Source organism: Thalassospira xiamenensis M-5 = DSM 17429, assembly GCF_000300235.2.
In the GTDB taxonomy this organism is placed as follows: domain Bacteria; phylum Pseudomonadota; class Alphaproteobacteria; order Rhodospirillales; family Thalassospiraceae; genus Thalassospira; species Thalassospira xiamenensis.
The window spans coordinates 3508654-3525297 of sequence record NZ_CP004388.1 but is presented as its reverse complement, the minus strand read 5'-3'; the positions used below and the strand labels follow the sequence as shown (position 1 = coordinate 3525297).

General features: G+C 56.8%; 14 protein-coding genes. 3 read left to right on the top strand and 11 right to left on the bottom strand.

What is annotated here, in order from left to right; genetic code table 11:
• Positions 1 to 30 precede the first annotated feature (30 nt).
• From TH3_RS16380 to TH3_RS16370, 3 genes are read right to left on the bottom strand one after another with little or no spacing between them, the layout of a single operon-like run.
• A complete protein-coding gene (locus TH3_RS16380) occupies positions 31 to 3024 on the bottom strand; it encodes a sarcosine oxidase subunit alpha (RefSeq protein WP_007089807.1) in 2994 nt (997 codons plus the stop codon).
• On the bottom strand, positions 3021 to 3341 hold the full coding sequence (locus TH3_RS16375; protein WP_007089806.1) for a sarcosine oxidase subunit delta: 321 nt from the start codon (positions 3339 to 3341) through the stop codon (positions 3021 to 3023). The genes TH3_RS16380 and TH3_RS16375 overlap by 4 nt, the downstream gene beginning before the upstream one ends.
• An 11-nt stretch (positions 3342 to 3352) precedes the next feature.
• Positions 3353 to 4606, bottom strand: a complete 1254-nt coding sequence (locus TH3_RS16370) for a sarcosine oxidase subunit beta family protein (RefSeq protein ID WP_007089805.1) — start codon at positions 4604 to 4606, stop codon at positions 3353 to 3355.
• A 246-nt stretch (positions 4607 to 4852) separates the two neighbouring features.
• Here TH3_RS16370 and TH3_RS16365 point away from each other — a divergent pair, with 246 nt between their 5' ends.
• Complete coding sequence (locus TH3_RS16365) at positions 4853 to 5800, top strand: 2-hydroxyacid dehydrogenase (RefSeq protein WP_007089804.1); 948 nt, start codon at positions 4853 to 4855, stop codon at positions 5798 to 5800.
• Positions 5801 to 5865: 65 nt separating this feature from the next.
• The gene (locus TH3_RS16360) at positions 5866 to 6246 is read left to right on the top strand and encodes a winged helix-turn-helix domain-containing protein (protein ID WP_007089803.1); all 381 of its coding nucleotides are present in this window, start codon (positions 5866 to 5868) and stop codon (positions 6244 to 6246) included.
• On the opposite strand, the gene modC is transcribed toward TH3_RS16360, so the two are convergent.
• The 8 genes from modC to TH3_RS16320 all read right to left on the bottom strand — a co-directional run bounded on the left by modC (position 6243) and on the right by TH3_RS16320 (position 14351).
• Positions 6243 to 7358, bottom strand: a complete 1116-nt coding sequence (gene modC, locus TH3_RS16355) for a molybdenum ABC transporter ATP-binding protein (RefSeq protein WP_007089802.1) — start codon at positions 7356 to 7358, stop codon at positions 6243 to 6245. The genes TH3_RS16360 and modC overlap by 4 nt on opposite strands.
• Positions 7355 to 8047 carry a molybdate ABC transporter permease subunit gene (gene modB, locus TH3_RS16350; RefSeq protein ID WP_007089801.1) on the bottom strand — a complete coding sequence of 231 codons (693 nt, stop codon included), beginning with the start codon at positions 8045 to 8047 and terminating at the stop codon, positions 7355 to 7357. The genes modC and modB overlap by 4 nt, the downstream gene beginning before the upstream one ends.
• Positions 8048 to 8053: 6 nt before the next feature.
• Complete coding sequence (gene modA, locus TH3_RS16345) at positions 8054 to 8842, bottom strand: molybdate ABC transporter substrate-binding protein (RefSeq protein ID WP_007089800.1); 789 nt, start codon at positions 8840 to 8842, stop codon at positions 8054 to 8056.
• A 183-nt stretch (positions 8843 to 9025) separates the two neighbouring features.
• Positions 9026 to 9541 carry a hypothetical protein gene (locus TH3_RS16340; RefSeq protein ID WP_007089799.1) on the bottom strand — a complete coding sequence of 172 codons (516 nt, stop codon included), beginning with the start codon at positions 9539 to 9541 and terminating at the stop codon, positions 9026 to 9028.
• Positions 9542 to 9616: 75 nt separating this feature from the next.
• The gene (locus TH3_RS16335; RefSeq protein ID WP_007089798.1) at positions 9617 to 10306 is read right to left on the bottom strand and encodes an exonuclease domain-containing protein; all 690 of its coding nucleotides are present in this window, start codon (positions 10304 to 10306) and stop codon (positions 9617 to 9619) included.
• A gap of 2 nt (positions 10307 to 10308) precedes the next feature.
• Entirely contained in the window at positions 10309 to 12177 is a 1869-nt protein-coding gene (locus TH3_RS16330) for a DUF294 nucleotidyltransferase-like domain-containing protein (RefSeq protein WP_007089797.1), read from the bottom strand.
• A gap of 113 nt (positions 12178 to 12290) precedes the next feature.
• Positions 12291 to 14057, bottom strand: a complete 1767-nt coding sequence (locus tag TH3_RS16325) for a sodium:solute symporter family protein (RefSeq protein ID WP_007089796.1) — start codon at positions 14055 to 14057, stop codon at positions 12291 to 12293.
• 36 nt (positions 14058 to 14093) lie between these two features.
• Positions 14094 to 14351, bottom strand: a complete 258-nt coding sequence (locus TH3_RS16320) for a DUF4212 domain-containing protein (protein WP_007089795.1) — start codon at positions 14349 to 14351, stop codon at positions 14094 to 14096.
• Between the two features lie 539 nt (positions 14352 to 14890).
• On the opposite strand from TH3_RS16320, the gene ettA reads away from it, so the two are divergent.
• Positions 14891 to 16573, top strand: coding sequence for an energy-dependent translational throttle protein EttA (ettA, locus tag TH3_RS16315; protein WP_007089794.1), 1683 nt, complete (start codon positions 14891 to 14893; stop codon positions 16571 to 16573).
• Positions 16574 to 16644: the final 71 nt, after the last annotated feature.

Here is a 16644-nt window from a genome sequence, read left to right as displayed (position 1 = left end):
CAGTCATCTCCGCTTGTCTGACCTTGGAATTTAAAGTTTGAGACGCGCATTTTCGGGGTCGTAAAAGACCGTGCCGGTGATGGTGGCCCTGATCGTCCGGTCGGGCATCGGGATATAAACCGTTTCGCCGGTCTTGCCGTGGCCGCCTTCGATCAGGGCAAGGGCAATCGGGCGACCTGCCGCGTCGCTATGGTAGGACGATGTCACGTGGCCGACCATCTTCATCGGGATCGGCTGGTTCGGATCAAGGACAATCTGCGCGCCTTCTTCAAGTTTGGACGTGCCATCATCGGTCAGAAGCCCGACAAGCTGCTTGCGGCCTTCTGCCGTCAGGTCCGGGCGGCTAAGGGCCCGCATCCCGACAAAGTCGGGCTTGTTTTTGCCAACGGCCCATCCGGCACCCGCGTCATAAGGCGTCACCGTCCCGTCGGTATCCTGACCGACAATGATGAAGCCCTTTTCGGCACGCAGGACATGCATGGTTTCGGTACCATAGGGGCAGATATCGTATTTCTGACCCGCCGCAAAAAGCGTTTCCCAAAGGGCGCGGCCATGACGGGCCGGGACATTGACCTCAAAGCCAAGCTCGCCCGTGAAGCTGACCCGGAACAGGCGGGCCGGGAAACCGGCAACCGAGCATTCGGCAATCGACATATGCGGGAAGGCTTCGTCGGAAATATCAAGCCCCTCGACAAACGGGGCCAGAAGATTGCGGGCATTCGGACCATTGAGCGCAATGGTCGCCCATTGTTCGGTGGTCGAGGTCAGCCAGACTTTGAGGTCCGGCCATTCCGTCTGAAGGTAATCTTCCATCATGTTCAGCACGCGCGCGGCCCCACCGGTGGTGGTGGTGATGTGGAAACGGTCATCACTCAGACGGCCAATCACGCCGTCATCGCGGATATAGCCATCATCGCCAAGCAAAAGGCCATAACGGGTGCGACCGGGTGCAAGTTTGGTCCAGGGGTTGGTATACATGCGGTTCATGAATTCAACCGCATCGGGGCCGACCACCTCGATCTTGCCAAGGGTGGATGCGTCAAACATGCCAAGCGATTTGCGTGTTGCGCGGCATTCGCGACGCACGGCAGCGTCCATATCCTCGCCATCCTTGGGGAAATACCATGCACGACGCCACAGGCTGACCGGTTCGAACACCGCACCATTTTCTTCGGCCCAGCTATCGATGGGGGTTTTGCGGGTGACTTCGAAATGATCGCCCTTGTGATAGCCGACAAACGCCCCGAACGTCGTCGGGGTATAGGGCGGGCGGAAGGTGGTCAGGCCGACTTCGGGCTGTTTCTTGCCAAGGGCATCGGCGGCAATGTTCAGGCCGTTGATGTTTGACATCTTGCCCTGATCGGTTGCCATGCCATTGGTGGTGTAGCGTTTGACATGTTCGATCGAGCGCATGCCTTCGCGCACGGCAAGGCGCAGATCCTTGGCCGTCACATCGTTCTGATAATCGACAAAGGCGCGGGCCTTGCCAGCGTCAAGGTCGGTCGGAAGTTCGGTGTGGCTGGCACCCGAACCGGGGCGGTCATCGGCAACCGAAAGCGTTTTGACCGTCGCGTTTTTGCCAAGCGCCCTGGCCGCAGCAGCGCCCATCGCGAACCCGTCATTAAGGGCGGCTTCGATCCCCCAAAGGCCACGCCCGGCACCGGCGATCTGGCAATCCTCGGTAATGCGGTCGGGCAGGAAGGTCTGGCTTTGATCATCCCATTTAAGCGTCCCCTTGGTATGGGAAAACAGATGGAGCGACGGGGTCCAGCCCCCGCAGACCAGAAGGCTGTCGCAGGCCAATGTCTGGGCGGCCAGAACGGTGCCGTTTTCAACCTTGTTGATCCGCACCGATTTGATGCGCAGGCGGCCCGACGTGCCGGTTGCGGTATAACCGGCAAAGACCGTGATCCCGCGTGCGGCGGCTTCCTTGACAAGGTTGGCATTCGGGGCGGGGCGGGTGTCGACAATGGCCTTGATCTTCGTTCCGGCCGATGCCAGATCAAAGGCCGCATACCATGCGCTGTCATGGCTGGTGACCGCGACGGCCCTGTTACCCACGCGCACGCCATAGCGGTTCAGATAGGTTTGCGCCGATCCGGCCAGCATCACGCCCGGACGATCATTGCCATCAAATACCAGCGGCTTTTCAAGCGCACCCTGCGCCAGAATAACCTGTTTGGCGCGGACCCGCCACATGCGTTCCCGCGGGGCCCCATCGGCCGGTTTTTCCAGATGATCGGTCAGTTTCTGACACAGGCCGATCATGTTCTGATGGTAATAGCCAATGGCTGTGGTGCGGGTCATGATCCGGACACCAAGCCCGGTCAGGGCATCGCGTTCGGCCTCCAGCCAATCCCATGCCGGTTTGCCGTCAATTTTTGCCTGTGGTTCGCTTAAAAGCGTTCCGCCCGGTTCGGCGTTTTCATCGACCAGCGTGACGCGAAGCCCGGATTCGGCCGCCGCGCGCGCCGCGGCAAGACCGGCAGGACCGGCACCGACAACCAGAATATCGGTATGCAGATAACGCGATGCGTAATTGTCAGGATCTGGTTCGGTCGGTGACACGCCAAGACCGGCAGCCGCCCGGATAAAGGGTTCGTAAACCTTGTCCCAGAATGAGCGGGGCCACATGAAGGTCTTGTAATAGAACCCGGCGGAAAACAGCATGTAAAGGCGGTCATTGATCGCGCCGATATCAAATTTCAGGCTGGGATATTTGTTCTGGCTGCTGGTTTCAAGGCCGTTCCAGATTTCCTGCACGGTTGCACGTGTGTTGGGTTCAAACTGCCCCTTGCCGCGGCGCGTTCCGATCAGGGCGTTTGGTTCTTCCGAGCCTGCCGCAATCGGGCCACGCGGACGATGATATTTGAACGAACGCCCCATCAGGTGAACGCCATTGGCGATCAGGGCGGATGCGACAGTGTCGCCTTCAAGGCCCTGATAGGTGTCGCCGTCAAAGGTGAAGGAAACCGGCCGATTGTGAAGGACCCGGCCACGCCCCGGAACGCGGAAAGCGGTCATTTCGAAGGCTCCTTCTTTGCGGCATCTTCAAGCAAAACAGCAAGGTCAGGGCGCGCATCGCCCGCCTTGTATGTTGTCAGGAACCGGTCCGAGACGGTGTCGCGCACGGCGTTAAAGAACCGGCCGCAACCATGGGCATGACGCCAGCGTTCAAAATGGGGTCCCTTGACATTGGTGCGGATGAACAGGAAATCGCGCCATTCATCATCGGTTTTGTCCGCTGGATTTGCCGGGCGCGCGATATGGGCTTCGCCGCCATAGGTGAATTCCAGTTCCGGCAGCGTTTCATCGCAATAGGGGCAATGGATGAGAAGCATGTTGGTTCTCCTCAGTGTGCGACGGCGGCTGCGGCCGCTTCGTCAATCAGACGGCCGGTCCGGAAACGGTCCAGCGTGAAGGGGGCGTTGATGTCATGCGGGGTGCCTTTGGCAACCGTCCATGCAAGCGTATGGGCAGCACCCGGTGTGGCCTTGAACCCGCCCGTGCCCCAGCCGCAATTGACGTAAAGGCCGGGTACCGGTGTCATGCCAAGGATCGGTGAGCGATCCGGGGTCACATCCACAATGCCGCCCCATTTGCGCAACATCCGCATGCGGTTGAAGATCGGGAAAATCTCGCAGATCGCGGCAACCGTATGTTCGATCAGCGGCAGGCCGCCACGCTGGGAATAACTGGTATATTGATCGGTGCCCGATCCGATCACGAGTTCGCCCTTGTCCGACTGGCTGATATAGGCATGGACGGTGTTGGACATGACGACACAGGGGAAGATCGGCTTGACCGGTTCGGATACCAGTGCCTGAAGCGGATAGCTTTCAAGGGGCATGCGCACACCGGCGGTTTCCATCACGACGCTGGTGTGACCGGCAGCCGAAACCGCGACCTTTTTGGCACGAATAAAGCCCTTGGCGGTTTCAACGCCTTCGACCGCGCCATCCGGCCCGCGGCGGATCGCGGTGACCGGGCAGTTCTGGATGATATCCACACCGCGTTGTGATGCCCCGCGCGCATAGCCCCACGCAACCGCATCGTGGCGGGCGGTTCCGGCGCGCATCTGAAGGGCGGCACCGACAACCGGATAGCGTGCGTTGGGCGAAATATTAAGCGGCGGGCAGAATTCCTTGGCTTCGTGGGCAGAGAGCCAGCGGTTATCGACACCGTTCAGGCGGTTGGAATGGATGTGGCGCTGAAACGATTGAACGTCATGAACATTGTGTGCGAGCATCAGAACGCCGCGGCGCGAAAACATGACATTGTAATTCAGATCCTGGCTAAGACCTTCCCAAAGATCAACGGCATGGTCATAAAGACGGGCACTTTCATCATAAAGATAGTTTGACCGGATGATCGTGGTGTTGCGCCCGGTATTGCCGCCACCCAGCCAGCCCTTGTCGATCACGGCGACATTGGTGATGCCGTGTTCCTTGGCCAGATAATAAGCCGCGCCAAGCCCATGCCCACCAGCACCGACAATGACGACGTCATATTCTGCCTTCGGTTGGCTGTCGGGCCATTGCGCCTGCCAGTTCTTTTGTCCTGTAAAAGCATTCTTTAACAGCGACAAAGCAGAAAAATGCGTCATGAGAAGCGGCTCCACCAAGTGTCATGATTTTGCACGATTAGATGTGAATTTGCGACGTCGCGATTGGATATTTGCGTCATATCTGTTGTACATATTCGCCATCCGGGCAGGTAGTGTGCAATGGCGCTGCGACAGGTGGCAAGTTCAGGGCGGCATGTACGATGTCCTGTTAATTTTCCTGTTTTCTTGTTTTACAAGTTGCATGTCGCTAGTCTGTGACCTCCCGCCACCAACGGAGAAGCCCCGATGTCCCGATCTGATAAACATATCCTCGTTATTTCGGCCATCCGGCCGCGTCATATGGAAGAACTTGCTGCGAAATACGAACTGCATCGCTGGGATCAGGCGACGGACAAGGATGCGTTTCTGGCCAACGTGGCAGACAGGATCACAGCCCTTGTTTCGACCGCCGGGGTCGGGGTGCCGACGGAGCTGATCGGGAAGCTGCCGAACCTTAAGGTGATTACAAGTTTCGGGGTCGGTTATGACGCGATTGATATCGCGGCCTGTACGGCGCGTGGCATTCGCGTTTCCAACACGCCCGACGTTTTGAATGACGATGTGGCCGATACCGCGATCATGCTGCTGCTGGCGACGCTTCGGCGGCTGGTTGTGGGTGATCATTGGGCGCGCAGCGGTCAATGGTCGGAAAAGGGGGCGATGCCGTTAACCACAACCGCGCGCGGCAAGAAGCTTGGCATTGTCGGGCTTGGCCGGATCGGGCAGGCGATTGCCGCGCGGGCGGAACCGATTGGCATGGAAATCGGTTATTTCGGACGATCCAAAAAACCGGTCGATTATCATTATGAGGCCGATCTGATCGGGCTTGCGAACTGGGCGGATGTTCTGATGGTTTCCTGCCCCGGCGGGGCGGCGACACAGGGGATCATCAATGCCGACGTTTTGAAGGCACTTGGCCCGCGTGGTTTTGTCATCAATATCGCCCGTGGTTCGGTGATTGATGAACCGGCACTGATTGCGGCACTTCGGGATGGCGTGATTGCCGGGGCGGGGCTGGATGTGTTCCATAATGAACCGCATATGGACCGTGCCTTTGCCGGGTTTGACAATGTCGTGCTGTATCCCCACAACGCCAGCGGCACGGTTGAAACCCGCGATGCGATGGCGCAGATGGTGGTCGATAATCTGGCGCAATGGTTTGCCGACGGGACGCTGGTGAGTCCGGTTAACTGATTGTACGGATGCCCGTTTCGCGGTTGGCAGTAGCGCGCATGTGACCAAGGCGCTAGATTGTCATCATGAGCAAAACCGACCTTAAAATCCGGCTTAAAATCGAATTGCCCGATGGGGTTCGCCTTGGTTATGGCAAGATCGATCTGCTGCGCGCGATTGATCGTGAACAGTCGATTTCGGCGGCGGCGCGTTCGATGGGCATGTCCTATCGCCGGGCGTGGATGCTGCTTGAAGAATTGAACAAAAGCTTTGCCGCCCCGGTTGTTGAAACCCGGATGGGGGGTGCAGGCCGTGGCGGGGCCAGCCTGACCGGGACGGGGATGCGGATCATTGCGATTTACGACGATGCGCAAACCCGTGCGAACGAAGCATTGGCCGACCCGTTGCGCAAGCTTGCCGATGAACTGGCGGGCGATCCGTCCCCGCCGACCGAAGAAGGGTCTTAAAGATCGTCGGCGCGCAGATGCCCGTCGACCGTGACCGACTTGATCACCGCAAAGACCCCTTGCCCGATGGCAAGTTTCAGGCGTGTTGCCGACCATTGGGTGATGCGGGCATGGATTGTGCGGTTTTCACCGGTATCGTCATGACCCAGCCCCAGTGTGACATCCAGCGTATCGCCGCCATTATCGGCAATATCGCGGATCGTTACCGGCAGGACGTTATTGGCACTGATCCCGGTCGGGGCGGTTCGGGCGATCATCACATCACGCGCCCGGATATGCAGGCGCACCGGGCTTCCGGATTTCTTGCCAAGGAAGGGCACGACAAATCGTTGCCCGGCACAGTCAAGGAAGCTTATGACACCCTGCGGATCGCGGCTTTTGACCGTGGCGGGCAGAACAGTTCCCGTATCGAACTGCCCGGCAAGCGGGGCAAGGTCGGTTCGGCCCAGCATGTCAAATACCGATCCGCTGGCAAGCGTTTTACCACCTTCCATCACCACCATATGATCGGCCAGACGGGCGACTTCATCAATCGCGTGGCTGACATAAAGGATCGGCAATTGCCGTGCGTCACGCAGATTTTCCAGATAGGGGATGATCTCGTTCTTGCGGGCCTGATCAAGGGCCGAGAGCGGTTCGTCAAGCAGCAGGATTTCCGGATTGCCTAGCAATGCCCGGCCCAGCGAGACGCGCTGTTTCTCGCCGCCGGAAAGAAGGTTGGGGCGGCGCGATAGCAGATTGCCGATACCGAGCATCGCGATGACATCATCGCAGGCGGACCGGGTCATTGGCCGGTCGCTGCGTTTATGGGCGTAAAACAAGTTGGCCGCGACACTCAGATGCGGGAACAGTCTGGCGTCCTGAAAGACATAACCGACCCGGCGTTTGCGCGGTGCCAGATTGACCCGTTGCATGCTGTCAAATACAGGGCGGTCATGGATGGTGATGCGCCCCTGATCCGGGCGCAGCAACCCGGCAATCGCATTGATGATCGTGGTTTTGCCGCTGCCCGACGGGCCAAAAAGGGCGGTAATGCCGGGTTCGGCAATGTCGAACTGCGCATGGAGGTCCAGCTTGCCGATCTTGTGGCGGATATCGACGGAAATGCTCATGCGCGGGCCCTTTTGCGAATATGGCGCATGGCAAATTCCGAAAGCACGAGCCCGATCAAGGCAAGTCCGATGGAAATGGCGGCAAGGCGTGCGGCGGCCAGTTCGCCGCCCGGTGTCTGGATCGCGGTATAGATCGCAAGCGGCAGGGTGCGTGTTTCACCCGGAACGTTGGACACGAATGTGATGATGGCCCCAAATTCACCAAGGCTGGCGGCAAAGGCGGTAATTGCCCCGGCAATAATACCGGGTAGGGCCAGCGGTAATGTCAGGCTGAAGAACCGGTCAACCGGCCCGGCCCCCAGTGTTTCGGCGGTGTGATAAAGGCCGGGATCGATATTTTCCAGTGCCAGCCTGATGGCGCGGACCTGAAACGGGAAGCTGACGATCCCGGCGGCCAGTGCCGCACCGGTCCAGCTGAAAATCAGACGGATATCAAATGTTTCCAGCAACCATGCGCCAAGCGGTGCGCGGGTGCCAAAACTGATCAGCAAAAGATAGCCCATCACAACCGGCGGCAGGATCAATGGCAGATGCACCAGCGCATCGACCAAAATCCTGCCGGGAAAGCGGGCCTGCGCCAGAAGGGCGGCAGCCAGAATGGCAAAGGGCAGGGCACATATCACCGCCACGCCGGAAATGCGCAGGCTTAGCAGCAGGGCTTCGATCTCGGCTTCGGTGAGTGTGATCATGGTTTGTTATTGTGTCTTCGGGCTGGTTGCCGGGCGTTTGAAACCATATTCCGCAAAAATGCTGCCCGCGTCATCCCCCAAAAGCCACGCCAGCAATTTTGCGGTTGCGGGTTTGGTCTGTCCGGTGGTGATCGCAACCGGATAGGTGATGGCCAGATGACTGTTTTCGGGGAAGGTGGCAATGGTTTTGACATCGGTGGCGATGGCGGCATCGGTGGCATAGACAATGCCAAGCGGTGCCTCGCCCCGTTCCACCAGTGCGAGGGCGGCGCGCACATTATCGGCCCGTGCCAGCCTTGGTTCGACGGTGTTCCACTGACCAAGGTTTTCAAGTGCCTGTCTGGCGTAAATCCCGGCAGGGACATGGTCCGGGTCGCCAACGGCAATGCGGTCCTCGTCACCGATCAGGCTGGTCAGATCGGTCTGGGACGTGATGGTGATCGGTTCAAGGTTACTGTCGGCGGGGGCAATCAGAACAAGCGCATTGGCCAGAAGGTCATGGCGGCTGTTGGCGGCAATCAGGTCCTGATCGGCAAGCCAGGTCATCCATTTCTGATTGGCTGAAATATAGAGATCAGCCGGGGCACCTGCGGCGATCTGACGGGCCAGTGTCGATGAACTGGCATAGGACAACTGCAATGTGTCGCCGGTTGCCGTGGCATAGCTTTGGGCCACCTGCGTCATGGCATCGGTCAGGCTGGCGGCGGCAAAGACCGTGATTTCTTCGGCGCGGGCGGTGGTTGCGGCAGCCAGAAACAACAGGGACGCAAGAGCGGTTCGGATCAGATCGCGCATGGCAAAATTCCGGGCTGGAGGATGAACGGAGCAGATGATCATTTCCCGCTATATTCAGTGAAATATAGCGGGACGTCAACCATCTGTGCCATCAAGATGGAGCCTGCCGGGGCGTGCGGGCCAAAAAAGAAAGGACCGGCATGGCCGATCCTGTTCGGGAATTTTCGATTGAATTGGATCAGATCAGTCACAGACCGAACGCAGCGGATCGTTTTCGTCCATCGTAAACCATTCTTCGATGCCAATCGGGAATCCGTTGCCATCAAGGGCGGTTTGAGCGGTGATGTAGCCGCGTGTTCCGCCATTGCAATCCACCAGATGGGTAAGGGCCAGCGTTTCTGCACCTTTTTTCAGAAGCAGGGTCGTGACCCGTTTATGACCGGGATTGTCCGGATTAGCGACGACCTTTTCCCGGTCAATGGCGGTAAAGCGGTTGATCGGGGCTGAAATCAGTGTCCAGGGGGCAAAGGGATTTTCATCGGCAAAGGTCTGCACGATATCGATCTGGCCGGGCAGGCGACCGGCATAGCGGTCAAACCAGCTGTATTCATCCCAGATCATATAGGCAAACATGCCAATCGCCGCGACAAAGGGGATGACATATTTCGATGCCTTGCGTCCCCAAAGGCGGAACAGCAACATGACCACACCGGCACAGGCAAAACCGACCACAACGGTCGTGATAATAAACACATACATCCGGCAAGAAGTCCCCTGATTTATTGTTATGACGGGATCGGTCTGACGGGGGTTCCCGTTTCCCCTGATTACCGATTAACGCAGCACGCGGCGAAGCTCAAGTTCGCCTTTCGGATCACGCTTGGCAATCTGTGCCAGAAACAGGCCCGACGCGGCAATCGCATCCGACAGGGCATTGTGAATACGATAGGGTGGCAGATTATGGGTATGGCGCAGCGTTTCAAGTTTCAGCGCGCCCGATTTCATGGGTTGTCCCTGCCGGTGCAGATCACGAAGAGCCAGCACCAGCGTATCGACGGTCGGCATTTGCAGGGATGCGCCAAAATAACGTTTGCAGGCATGACCAAGAAAGCCCAGTTCAATCGGTGCGTGATGGGCCACCAGAACCCGCCCGGCCAGGATCGGCAGGATATGGGCCAGCGCGATTTCGATATCGGGTGCCTGTTCGACATCGGTATCGAAAATGCGATGCACGATCACCGAGCTTTCGCTGAGTTCCTTTTTGGGGCGCACCAGAAGATGCTGGCAGCTTGAAAAATCGACTTCAAGGCGGCGAATGATCACAAGGCCAATCGAAACGATTTCATCCTGTTTCGGATCAAGGCCGGTGGTTTCCAGATCAAGGGCGACAAATTCGACATCGCGGACCGGCGTATCGGGATCGGCGGCCGGGATATCGTAATAGGCGCGAAGCGGCCCGGTTGCCCGACGCTGGACCATCTGGCGGTAAAAGTCGCTATCGATGATTTTCTGACGCAGGCCCATTGTTATGTCCCGCTTTTGCCAAAGGCGCTTTCAAGGGCGGCCTGTAAATTCTTGATCACCGAAAACGCATCTTTCAGATGGGTGCGTTCAAACGCCGACAGGCTTTCGGGATGCAGGAAGTTATCGGGGCGGTCGCCGTCACGAATTTGCCGGACCTGATGTTTCAGGCGCGTGATGCTGATGAATTCAAACGCATCCAGAAGGTCGGATGCCCCCTGTTTGCTGATCGAGGGGAAGGCCATCGCGGCCTCGAGCCGTTCATAGGTATTGACCACATCAATGCCGTTCGCAAGCGCGTGGATGCGCGCGATATCGACAATCGGCACCACGCCGTTATGTTTCATATCGAGCGTGCGGTCATGTTCACCGCCACGGATCATGACAAAGTTTTTAAAGAAGCCAAGCGGCACATGATGGGTGAGGGCGTTGCCAACCATATAGGCCAGGAAAATGCGGTTGCCCTTTGCCTTGGTGACAATCATCCGATGCAGGTCTTCAAAGATCGCACGTGTCCCATGGATCACCCGCAGGTCGAACCAGACGGAACAGAGCATCAGGGCCTTTGGCTCCGGCTGTTCGATCCATTTGTTGAAATATTGCTGCCAGACACGGACAGGCTGCCGCCATTCGGCGGTTTTCGCCATCATTTCGCCGGGGCAATAGACATAGCCGACGGTATCAAGGCCATCGCAAACATAATCGGCCAATGACTTGAAATAGTCCCCGTGTTGATCGGGATCATAGGCGTCATCAAGGATCAGGCAATTGTCCTGATCCGACAGGGCGGTCTGTTCCTGGCGCCCCTGCGATCCGCCCGCCATCCAGACATAGGGTACGGGCGGGGGACCAAATTTTTCCTCGGCCAGTTGCAGCAGGCGCGATGTTGCCGCATCCGAAAGTGTTGTGACAATGTGCCCGGCATTGCGCGATGTCGCCCCGGCTTCGATCAGGTTGCTTAGCAGTTCGGGCACCTGTGCGATGACCTTTGCCATATCGGCGGGTCTGGTCATTTTACGAATGCGCCCGACCATATGAACCGCCGAGAGCGATTGGCGGGCCAGCAGATTATTGGTGGTGATCATGCCAATCGCCTTACCGTCCTTCATCACCGGAAGGTGTCGGACATTGTGACGCGTCATGGTCAGAAGTGCGTCAAAGGCATAATCGTCCGGCCCGATGCTGATCGGGTTCGGCGTCATGATGTTGGTCACCGGCTCGTCAAATGATCGGGCCTCGGCAACGACCCGATTACGAAGGTCGCGATCGGTCATGATGCCTGCGACCTTATCGCCGTTTTGCGTGATCAGCAGGCAGGAAACCCGTTCGGCGCTCATCAGCTTGCCTGCTTCGAGAATCGATGCTCCGATATCGATACTTACCAGATCACGCGCGATCAGATCGGACACCCGGATGGACATCAGTTTAAGCTGATCATCGTCACGTTTTTCCAGAAGCTGCATGCCGCTGCGAAGTCGGGCCCCGCCCATCTGTTCAAAGAAGTAATTGAATTGCGGGTATTTCCCGGCCAGATCGTGGAAATCCTTTTCCGGCAACAGGTAGACAAGGCTGTCTTCGAGCATGGTGATGTTGTTGGCGGCCTTGCCGTTGCGGAACATCGCGCGCACACCAAAACATTCACCTTCGCCAAGGCGGGCAAGAAGCTGGCCATCGGGGTCGCGTGTTTCGGTTCCGCCTGTCCGGATGATATGCAGATGCAGGCATTGCTGTTCAGGTGAGAGGACTTTCGTCCCTTTGCGGAAATAGCGCGCGGTCAGGCGTTTGGGCAGGGCATTGATCACGTCGTCAGGCAAAAGGTCGAACGGGTGATGCTGCTTAAGGAAATCGCTGATTTCTTTTAATTCCAGACTCATATGACCTTCCTCCCTGTCGTGATGCATTGTTGCCCGAGTTCGCGGCAAAAGAAAAGGCCCCCGGAGGTAATTCCGGGGGCCGGCAACAGGTTTCTTGCAAACCAGTCGACCGATTAATGGTCAACGGCGCTACCGGCTCCTTTCGGAACACGGATATCTTCAATCAGGTGCTGGATATGTTCGGGCGGTTCTGCGGTAACTTTCGAAACGCCGAACGCAACGAGGAAGTTCAGGATCATACCAACAACACCGATGCCTTCCGGCGAAATGCCGAACAGCCAGTTTGCCGGAACGTTTTCGATCAGTACCGGGATAAAGATGCCCTTGTAGGACATGATATAGCCCATGGTGAAGATCAGACCGACCAGCATGCCTGCAATCGCGCCTTCGCGGTTAACCTTCTTGGAGAAGATCCCCATGATGATAACCGGGAACAGTGATGCCGCCGCCAAACCGAAGGCGAAGGCCACCACCTGTGCCACGAAGCCAGGCGGGTTGTATCCAAGATAACCGGCAATCACGATTGCGACGGCTGCCGCAATACGCCCGGCCATCAATTCCTGCCCTTCTGTCATATCTGGCGTAAACGTGCCCTTCAGAAGGTCATGCGAAACGCCCGAGGAAATCACAAGCAACAGACCGGCTGCCGTTGACAGTGCGGCGGCAATACCACCGGCTGCGACAAGGGCAATCACCCAGTTCGGAAGCTGTGCAATTTCCGGGTTGGCCAGAACCATGATGTCCCGGTCAACACTCAGTTCGTTACCGGCCCAGCCATATTCAGCGGCTTTGGCGGCAAATTCGGCATTGGCATCGTTATAGTACTGGATACGACCATCACCGTTTTTATCTTCAAATTTCAGAAGACCGGTGGCCTCCCAACGGGTCATCCAATCCGGACGATCTTCGATTTTAAGGTTGCCTTCCGGATCACCAACCGCACCGATCTGCACGGTTTCCGTCAGGTTCAGGCGAGCCATCGCACCGACTGCCGGGGCAGTGGTGTAAAGCAGCGCGATGAATACCAGCGCCCAACCGGCCGATGAACGTGCATCACGTACTTTCGGAACGGTGAAGAAGCGGACGATAACGTGCGGCAGACCTGCCGTACCGACCATCAGCGCAAGCGTGATGCAGAAGATGTCGATCGTCGATTTGTTGGTGGTGGTATATTCAAGGAAGCCCAGTTCGGTCACGATCTGGTTTAAACGATCAAGCATATGATCGCCCGTACCGTTAACCGTCGAACCGAATGCCAACTGCGGCAGCGGATTGCCGGTCAGCTGGAAGGCGATGAAGATTGCCGGAATGGTATAGGCAACGATCAGCACGCAATATTGCGCAACCTGAGTGTAGGTAATCCCCTTCATGCCACCAAGAACGGCATAAACGAAGACGATACCCATGCCGACGATCAGGCCGGTCAGGAGTTCGACTTCAAGGAAGCGCGAGAACACGATACCGACACCGCGCATCTGGCCTGCAACATAGGTGAAGGAAATGAAGATCAGGCAGATAACAGCAACGATACGCGCTGTTTTGGAGTAGTACCGGTCCCCGATGAATTCCGGCACGGTGAATTTACCGTACTTGCGAAGGTAAGGTGCCAGAAGCATTGCCAGCAGGCAGTAGCCGCCAGTCCAGCCCATCAGGTAGACCGAGCCGCCATAGCCAAGGAAGGCAATCAGGCCGGCCATTGAAATAAAGGATGCAGCAGACATCCAGTCTGCGGCGGTCGCCATACCGTTGACGACCGGGTTAACGCCCTTGCCAGCGACATAGAATTCGCCGGTGGTGCTTGCCTTGGCCCAGATCGCGATGCCGATATACAGCGCGAAGCTCAGGCCGACGACGATATAGGTAAGGGTAGTAAGATCCATTTGTCTGTCTCCCCGGATCCGGAATTTTCACCGACGTCAGTCGTCTTCGCGAACGTCGAATTCACGGTCCAGTTTGTTCATCTTGGACACGTAAACGAAAATCAACGCGACAAAGACGTAAATGGACCCCTGTTGGGCGAACCAGAACCCGAGTTCAAAGCCCGCAATCTTGATGTTGTTCATCACATCGACAAACAAGATGCCGAAACCGTAGGAAACGACAAACCAGATGATCAACAAGGTGGTCACCAGTTTTACGTTTCGCTTCCAGTAGGCTGCGCTTTGCTCATCCATAGCGCGTCTCCTTCCTAGAAAATGAAAACTTCCCTGCCGACCGGCTATTGAGTTCTTTTTTTGTGCCAGTCCGCCTGCTTTTGATGCAGTGGTGGTGTTTGCACGCACCATTGCCAACGAATTCGATAACAGTTTTCAGAATGCGCAAGAAGCTAATCATTAGTCGTAGACATTCGCGCACACGGAGTTCTCAACCTGCTGGAAATGCTGCAAAAACCTACCAAAACCGCCATTTTTTCGATGTTTTTCTGCGCTGCACAATGGCAGCCTGTTTTTAATCGAAATACGCGTATATTTGCTTGATTATGCATTATTAACGGTTGATTTTGACCCGAGAGGTGTATTTCCGGGTGCGGTTTTGCTCGCGTCGTTTCCACCGATGCAGATTCAAAGCGCATCACAGCGATTGCCGTTGTTTGTCATTGTTTGTAAGGGGCCGGTCGGTTACAAACGGGCAAAGCTTTCTGGATGGTCGCAAGGCGGCGATCCGCATGTCCCGGCATGGTCCGGGATTTCTCACATTTTGGATGGGGAATTTAATGGCATCCTACCAGTATATCTACGTCATGAAGGACCTGACCAAGATCCTTCCGGGCGGTCGCGAACTTTTCAAAGGCATTACGCTATCCTTCCTGCCGGGCGTGAAAATCGGTGTTCTCGGGAACAACGGTGCCGGTAAGTCGACCCTGCTTAAAATCATGGCGGGCATCGAAAAGGATTATTCCGGCGAAGCATGGCCAGCCGAAGGTGTTCGCGTCGGTTACCTTGAACAGGAACCGCAGCTGAACCCGGAAAAGGATGTTCTGGGCAACGTCATGGAAGGTTGCGGTCAGATCGTTGACGATCTCGCACGTTTCAATGAAATCAGCATGGCCTTTGGCGAGCCGATGACCGATGACGAGATGAATAATCTCCTCGCCGAGCAGGGGGAATTGCAGGAACGCATTGATGCGGCCAATGGCTGGGATCTTGAGCGTACGCTTGATATCGCCATGGATGCGCTGCGTTGCCCGCCCAAGGATTCAGATGTGACCAAGCTTTCCGGTGGCGAACGCCGCCGTGTCGCGCTTTGCCGTCTGTTGCTTGCAAAGCCCGACATTCTGCTGCTTGACGAACCGACCAACCATCTGGATGCCGAATCCGTGGCGTGGCTTGAACGTCACCTTGAAGACTATCAGGGTACTGTCATTCTGGTTACCCACGATCGTTACTTCCTTGATAACGTTACCGGCTGGATTCTTGAACTCGACCGTGGTCAGGGCATCCCGTATGAAGGCAACTATTCATCCTGGCTCGAACAGAAGCAGAAGCGTCTGGAACAGGAAGCCCGTCAGGAAGGTAGCCGCCAGAAACAGCTGGCATCCGAGCTTGACTGGATCCGTCAGAACCCGAAAGGCCGTCAGGCAAAATCCAAGGCCCGTGTCCGTGCCTATGACGATCTCGTTGCCGAAGCCGCAAAGGCGGTTCCGGATTCAACCAAGATTGTTATTCCGATTGCCGAACGCCTTGGTAACGAGGTGATCACTGCCGAAGGCCTGACCAAGGCATTTGGTGACAAGCTTCTGTTTGATGATCTGCATTTCCGTCTGCCGCCGGGCGGCATTGTTGGTGTGATCGGTCCGAACGGTGCGGGTAAAACCACTTTGTTCAAAATGCTGACCGGCAGCGATACACCCGATGCTGGTACGCTCAAGATCGGTGAAACGGTCAAGATGGGCTATGTCGATCAGTCGCGTGACTCGCTTGATCCGAACAAAACCGTCTGGCAGGAAGTTTCCGACGGTCTGGACGAAATCCTTCTGGGCAAACGCCCGATGAGCTCGCGCGCCTATGTGTCGCAGTTTGCATTCAAGGGGGCGGATCAGCAGAAAAAGGTCGGGCAGCTTTCCGGTGGTGAACGTAACCGCGTTCATCTTGCCAAGATGCTGAAATCCGGTTCTAACGTTCTGCTGCTTGACGAACCGACCAACGATCTTGATGTCGATACGCTTCGCGCGCTTGAAGAAGGTCTGCTGGAATTTGCCGGTTGTGCCGTGGTTATCTCGCACGATCGTTTCTTCCTTGACCGTATCGCGACCCACATCCTGGCTTACGAAGGCAATTCGCATGTCGAATGGTTCGAAGGCAACTATCAGGAATATGAAGCGGATTATAAACGCCGTTACGGTGACGCGGCCGACCGCCCGCATCGCATCAAATACAAGCCGCTGACGCGCGGTTAACAATAAAAGGCCGCCCACTTTCCTGCCGGGCGGCCTTTCATTATCCCCATCTGGGGGATGCATTAAAAAAG

Bases quoted from the DNA above. Each gene is read 5' to 3' on its own strand.
- TH3_RS16380 (WP_007089807.1), bottom strand. From the start codon at position 3,024: ATGACCGCTTTCCGCGTTCCGGGGCGTGGCCGGGTCCTTCACAATCGG.
- TH3_RS16375 (WP_007089806.1), bottom strand. From the start codon at position 3,341: ATGCTTCTCATCCATTGCCCCTATTGCGATGAAACGCTGCCGGAACTG.
- TH3_RS16370 (WP_007089805.1), bottom strand. From the start codon at position 4,606: ATGACGCATTTTTCTGCTTTGTCGCTGTTAAAGAATGCTTTTACAGGA.
- TH3_RS16365 (WP_007089804.1), top strand. From the start codon at position 4,853: ATGTCCCGATCTGATAAACATATCCTCGTTATTTCGGCCATCCGGCCG.
- TH3_RS16360 (WP_007089803.1), top strand. From the start codon at position 5,866: ATGAGCAAAACCGACCTTAAAATCCGGCTTAAAATCGAATTGCCCGAT.
- modC (WP_007089802.1), bottom strand. From the start codon at position 7,358: ATGAGCATTTCCGTCGATATCCGCCACAAGATCGGCAAGCTGGACCTC.
- modB (WP_007089801.1), bottom strand. From the start codon at position 8,047: ATGATCACACTCACCGAAGCCGAGATCGAAGCCCTGCTGCTAAGCCTG.
- modA (WP_007089800.1), bottom strand. From the start codon at position 8,842: ATGCGCGATCTGATCCGAACCGCTCTTGCGTCCCTGTTGTTTCTGGCT.
- TH3_RS16340 (WP_007089799.1), bottom strand. From the start codon at position 9,541: ATGTATGTGTTTATTATCACGACCGTTGTGGTCGGTTTTGCCTGTGCC.
- TH3_RS16335 (WP_007089798.1), bottom strand. From the start codon at position 10,306: ATGGGCCTGCGTCAGAAAATCATCGATAGCGACTTTTACCGCCAGATG.
- TH3_RS16330 (WP_007089797.1), bottom strand. From the start codon at position 12,177: ATGAGTCTGGAATTAAAAGAAATCAGCGATTTCCTTAAGCAGCATCAC.
- TH3_RS16325 (WP_007089796.1), bottom strand. From the start codon at position 14,057: ATGGATCTTACTACCCTTACCTATATCGTCGTCGGCCTGAGCTTCGCG.
- TH3_RS16320 (WP_007089795.1), bottom strand. From the start codon at position 14,351: ATGGATGAGCAAAGCGCAGCCTACTGGAAGCGAAACGTAAAACTGGTG.
- ettA (WP_007089794.1), top strand. From the start codon at position 14,891: ATGGCATCCTACCAGTATATCTACGTCATGAAGGACCTGACCAAGATC.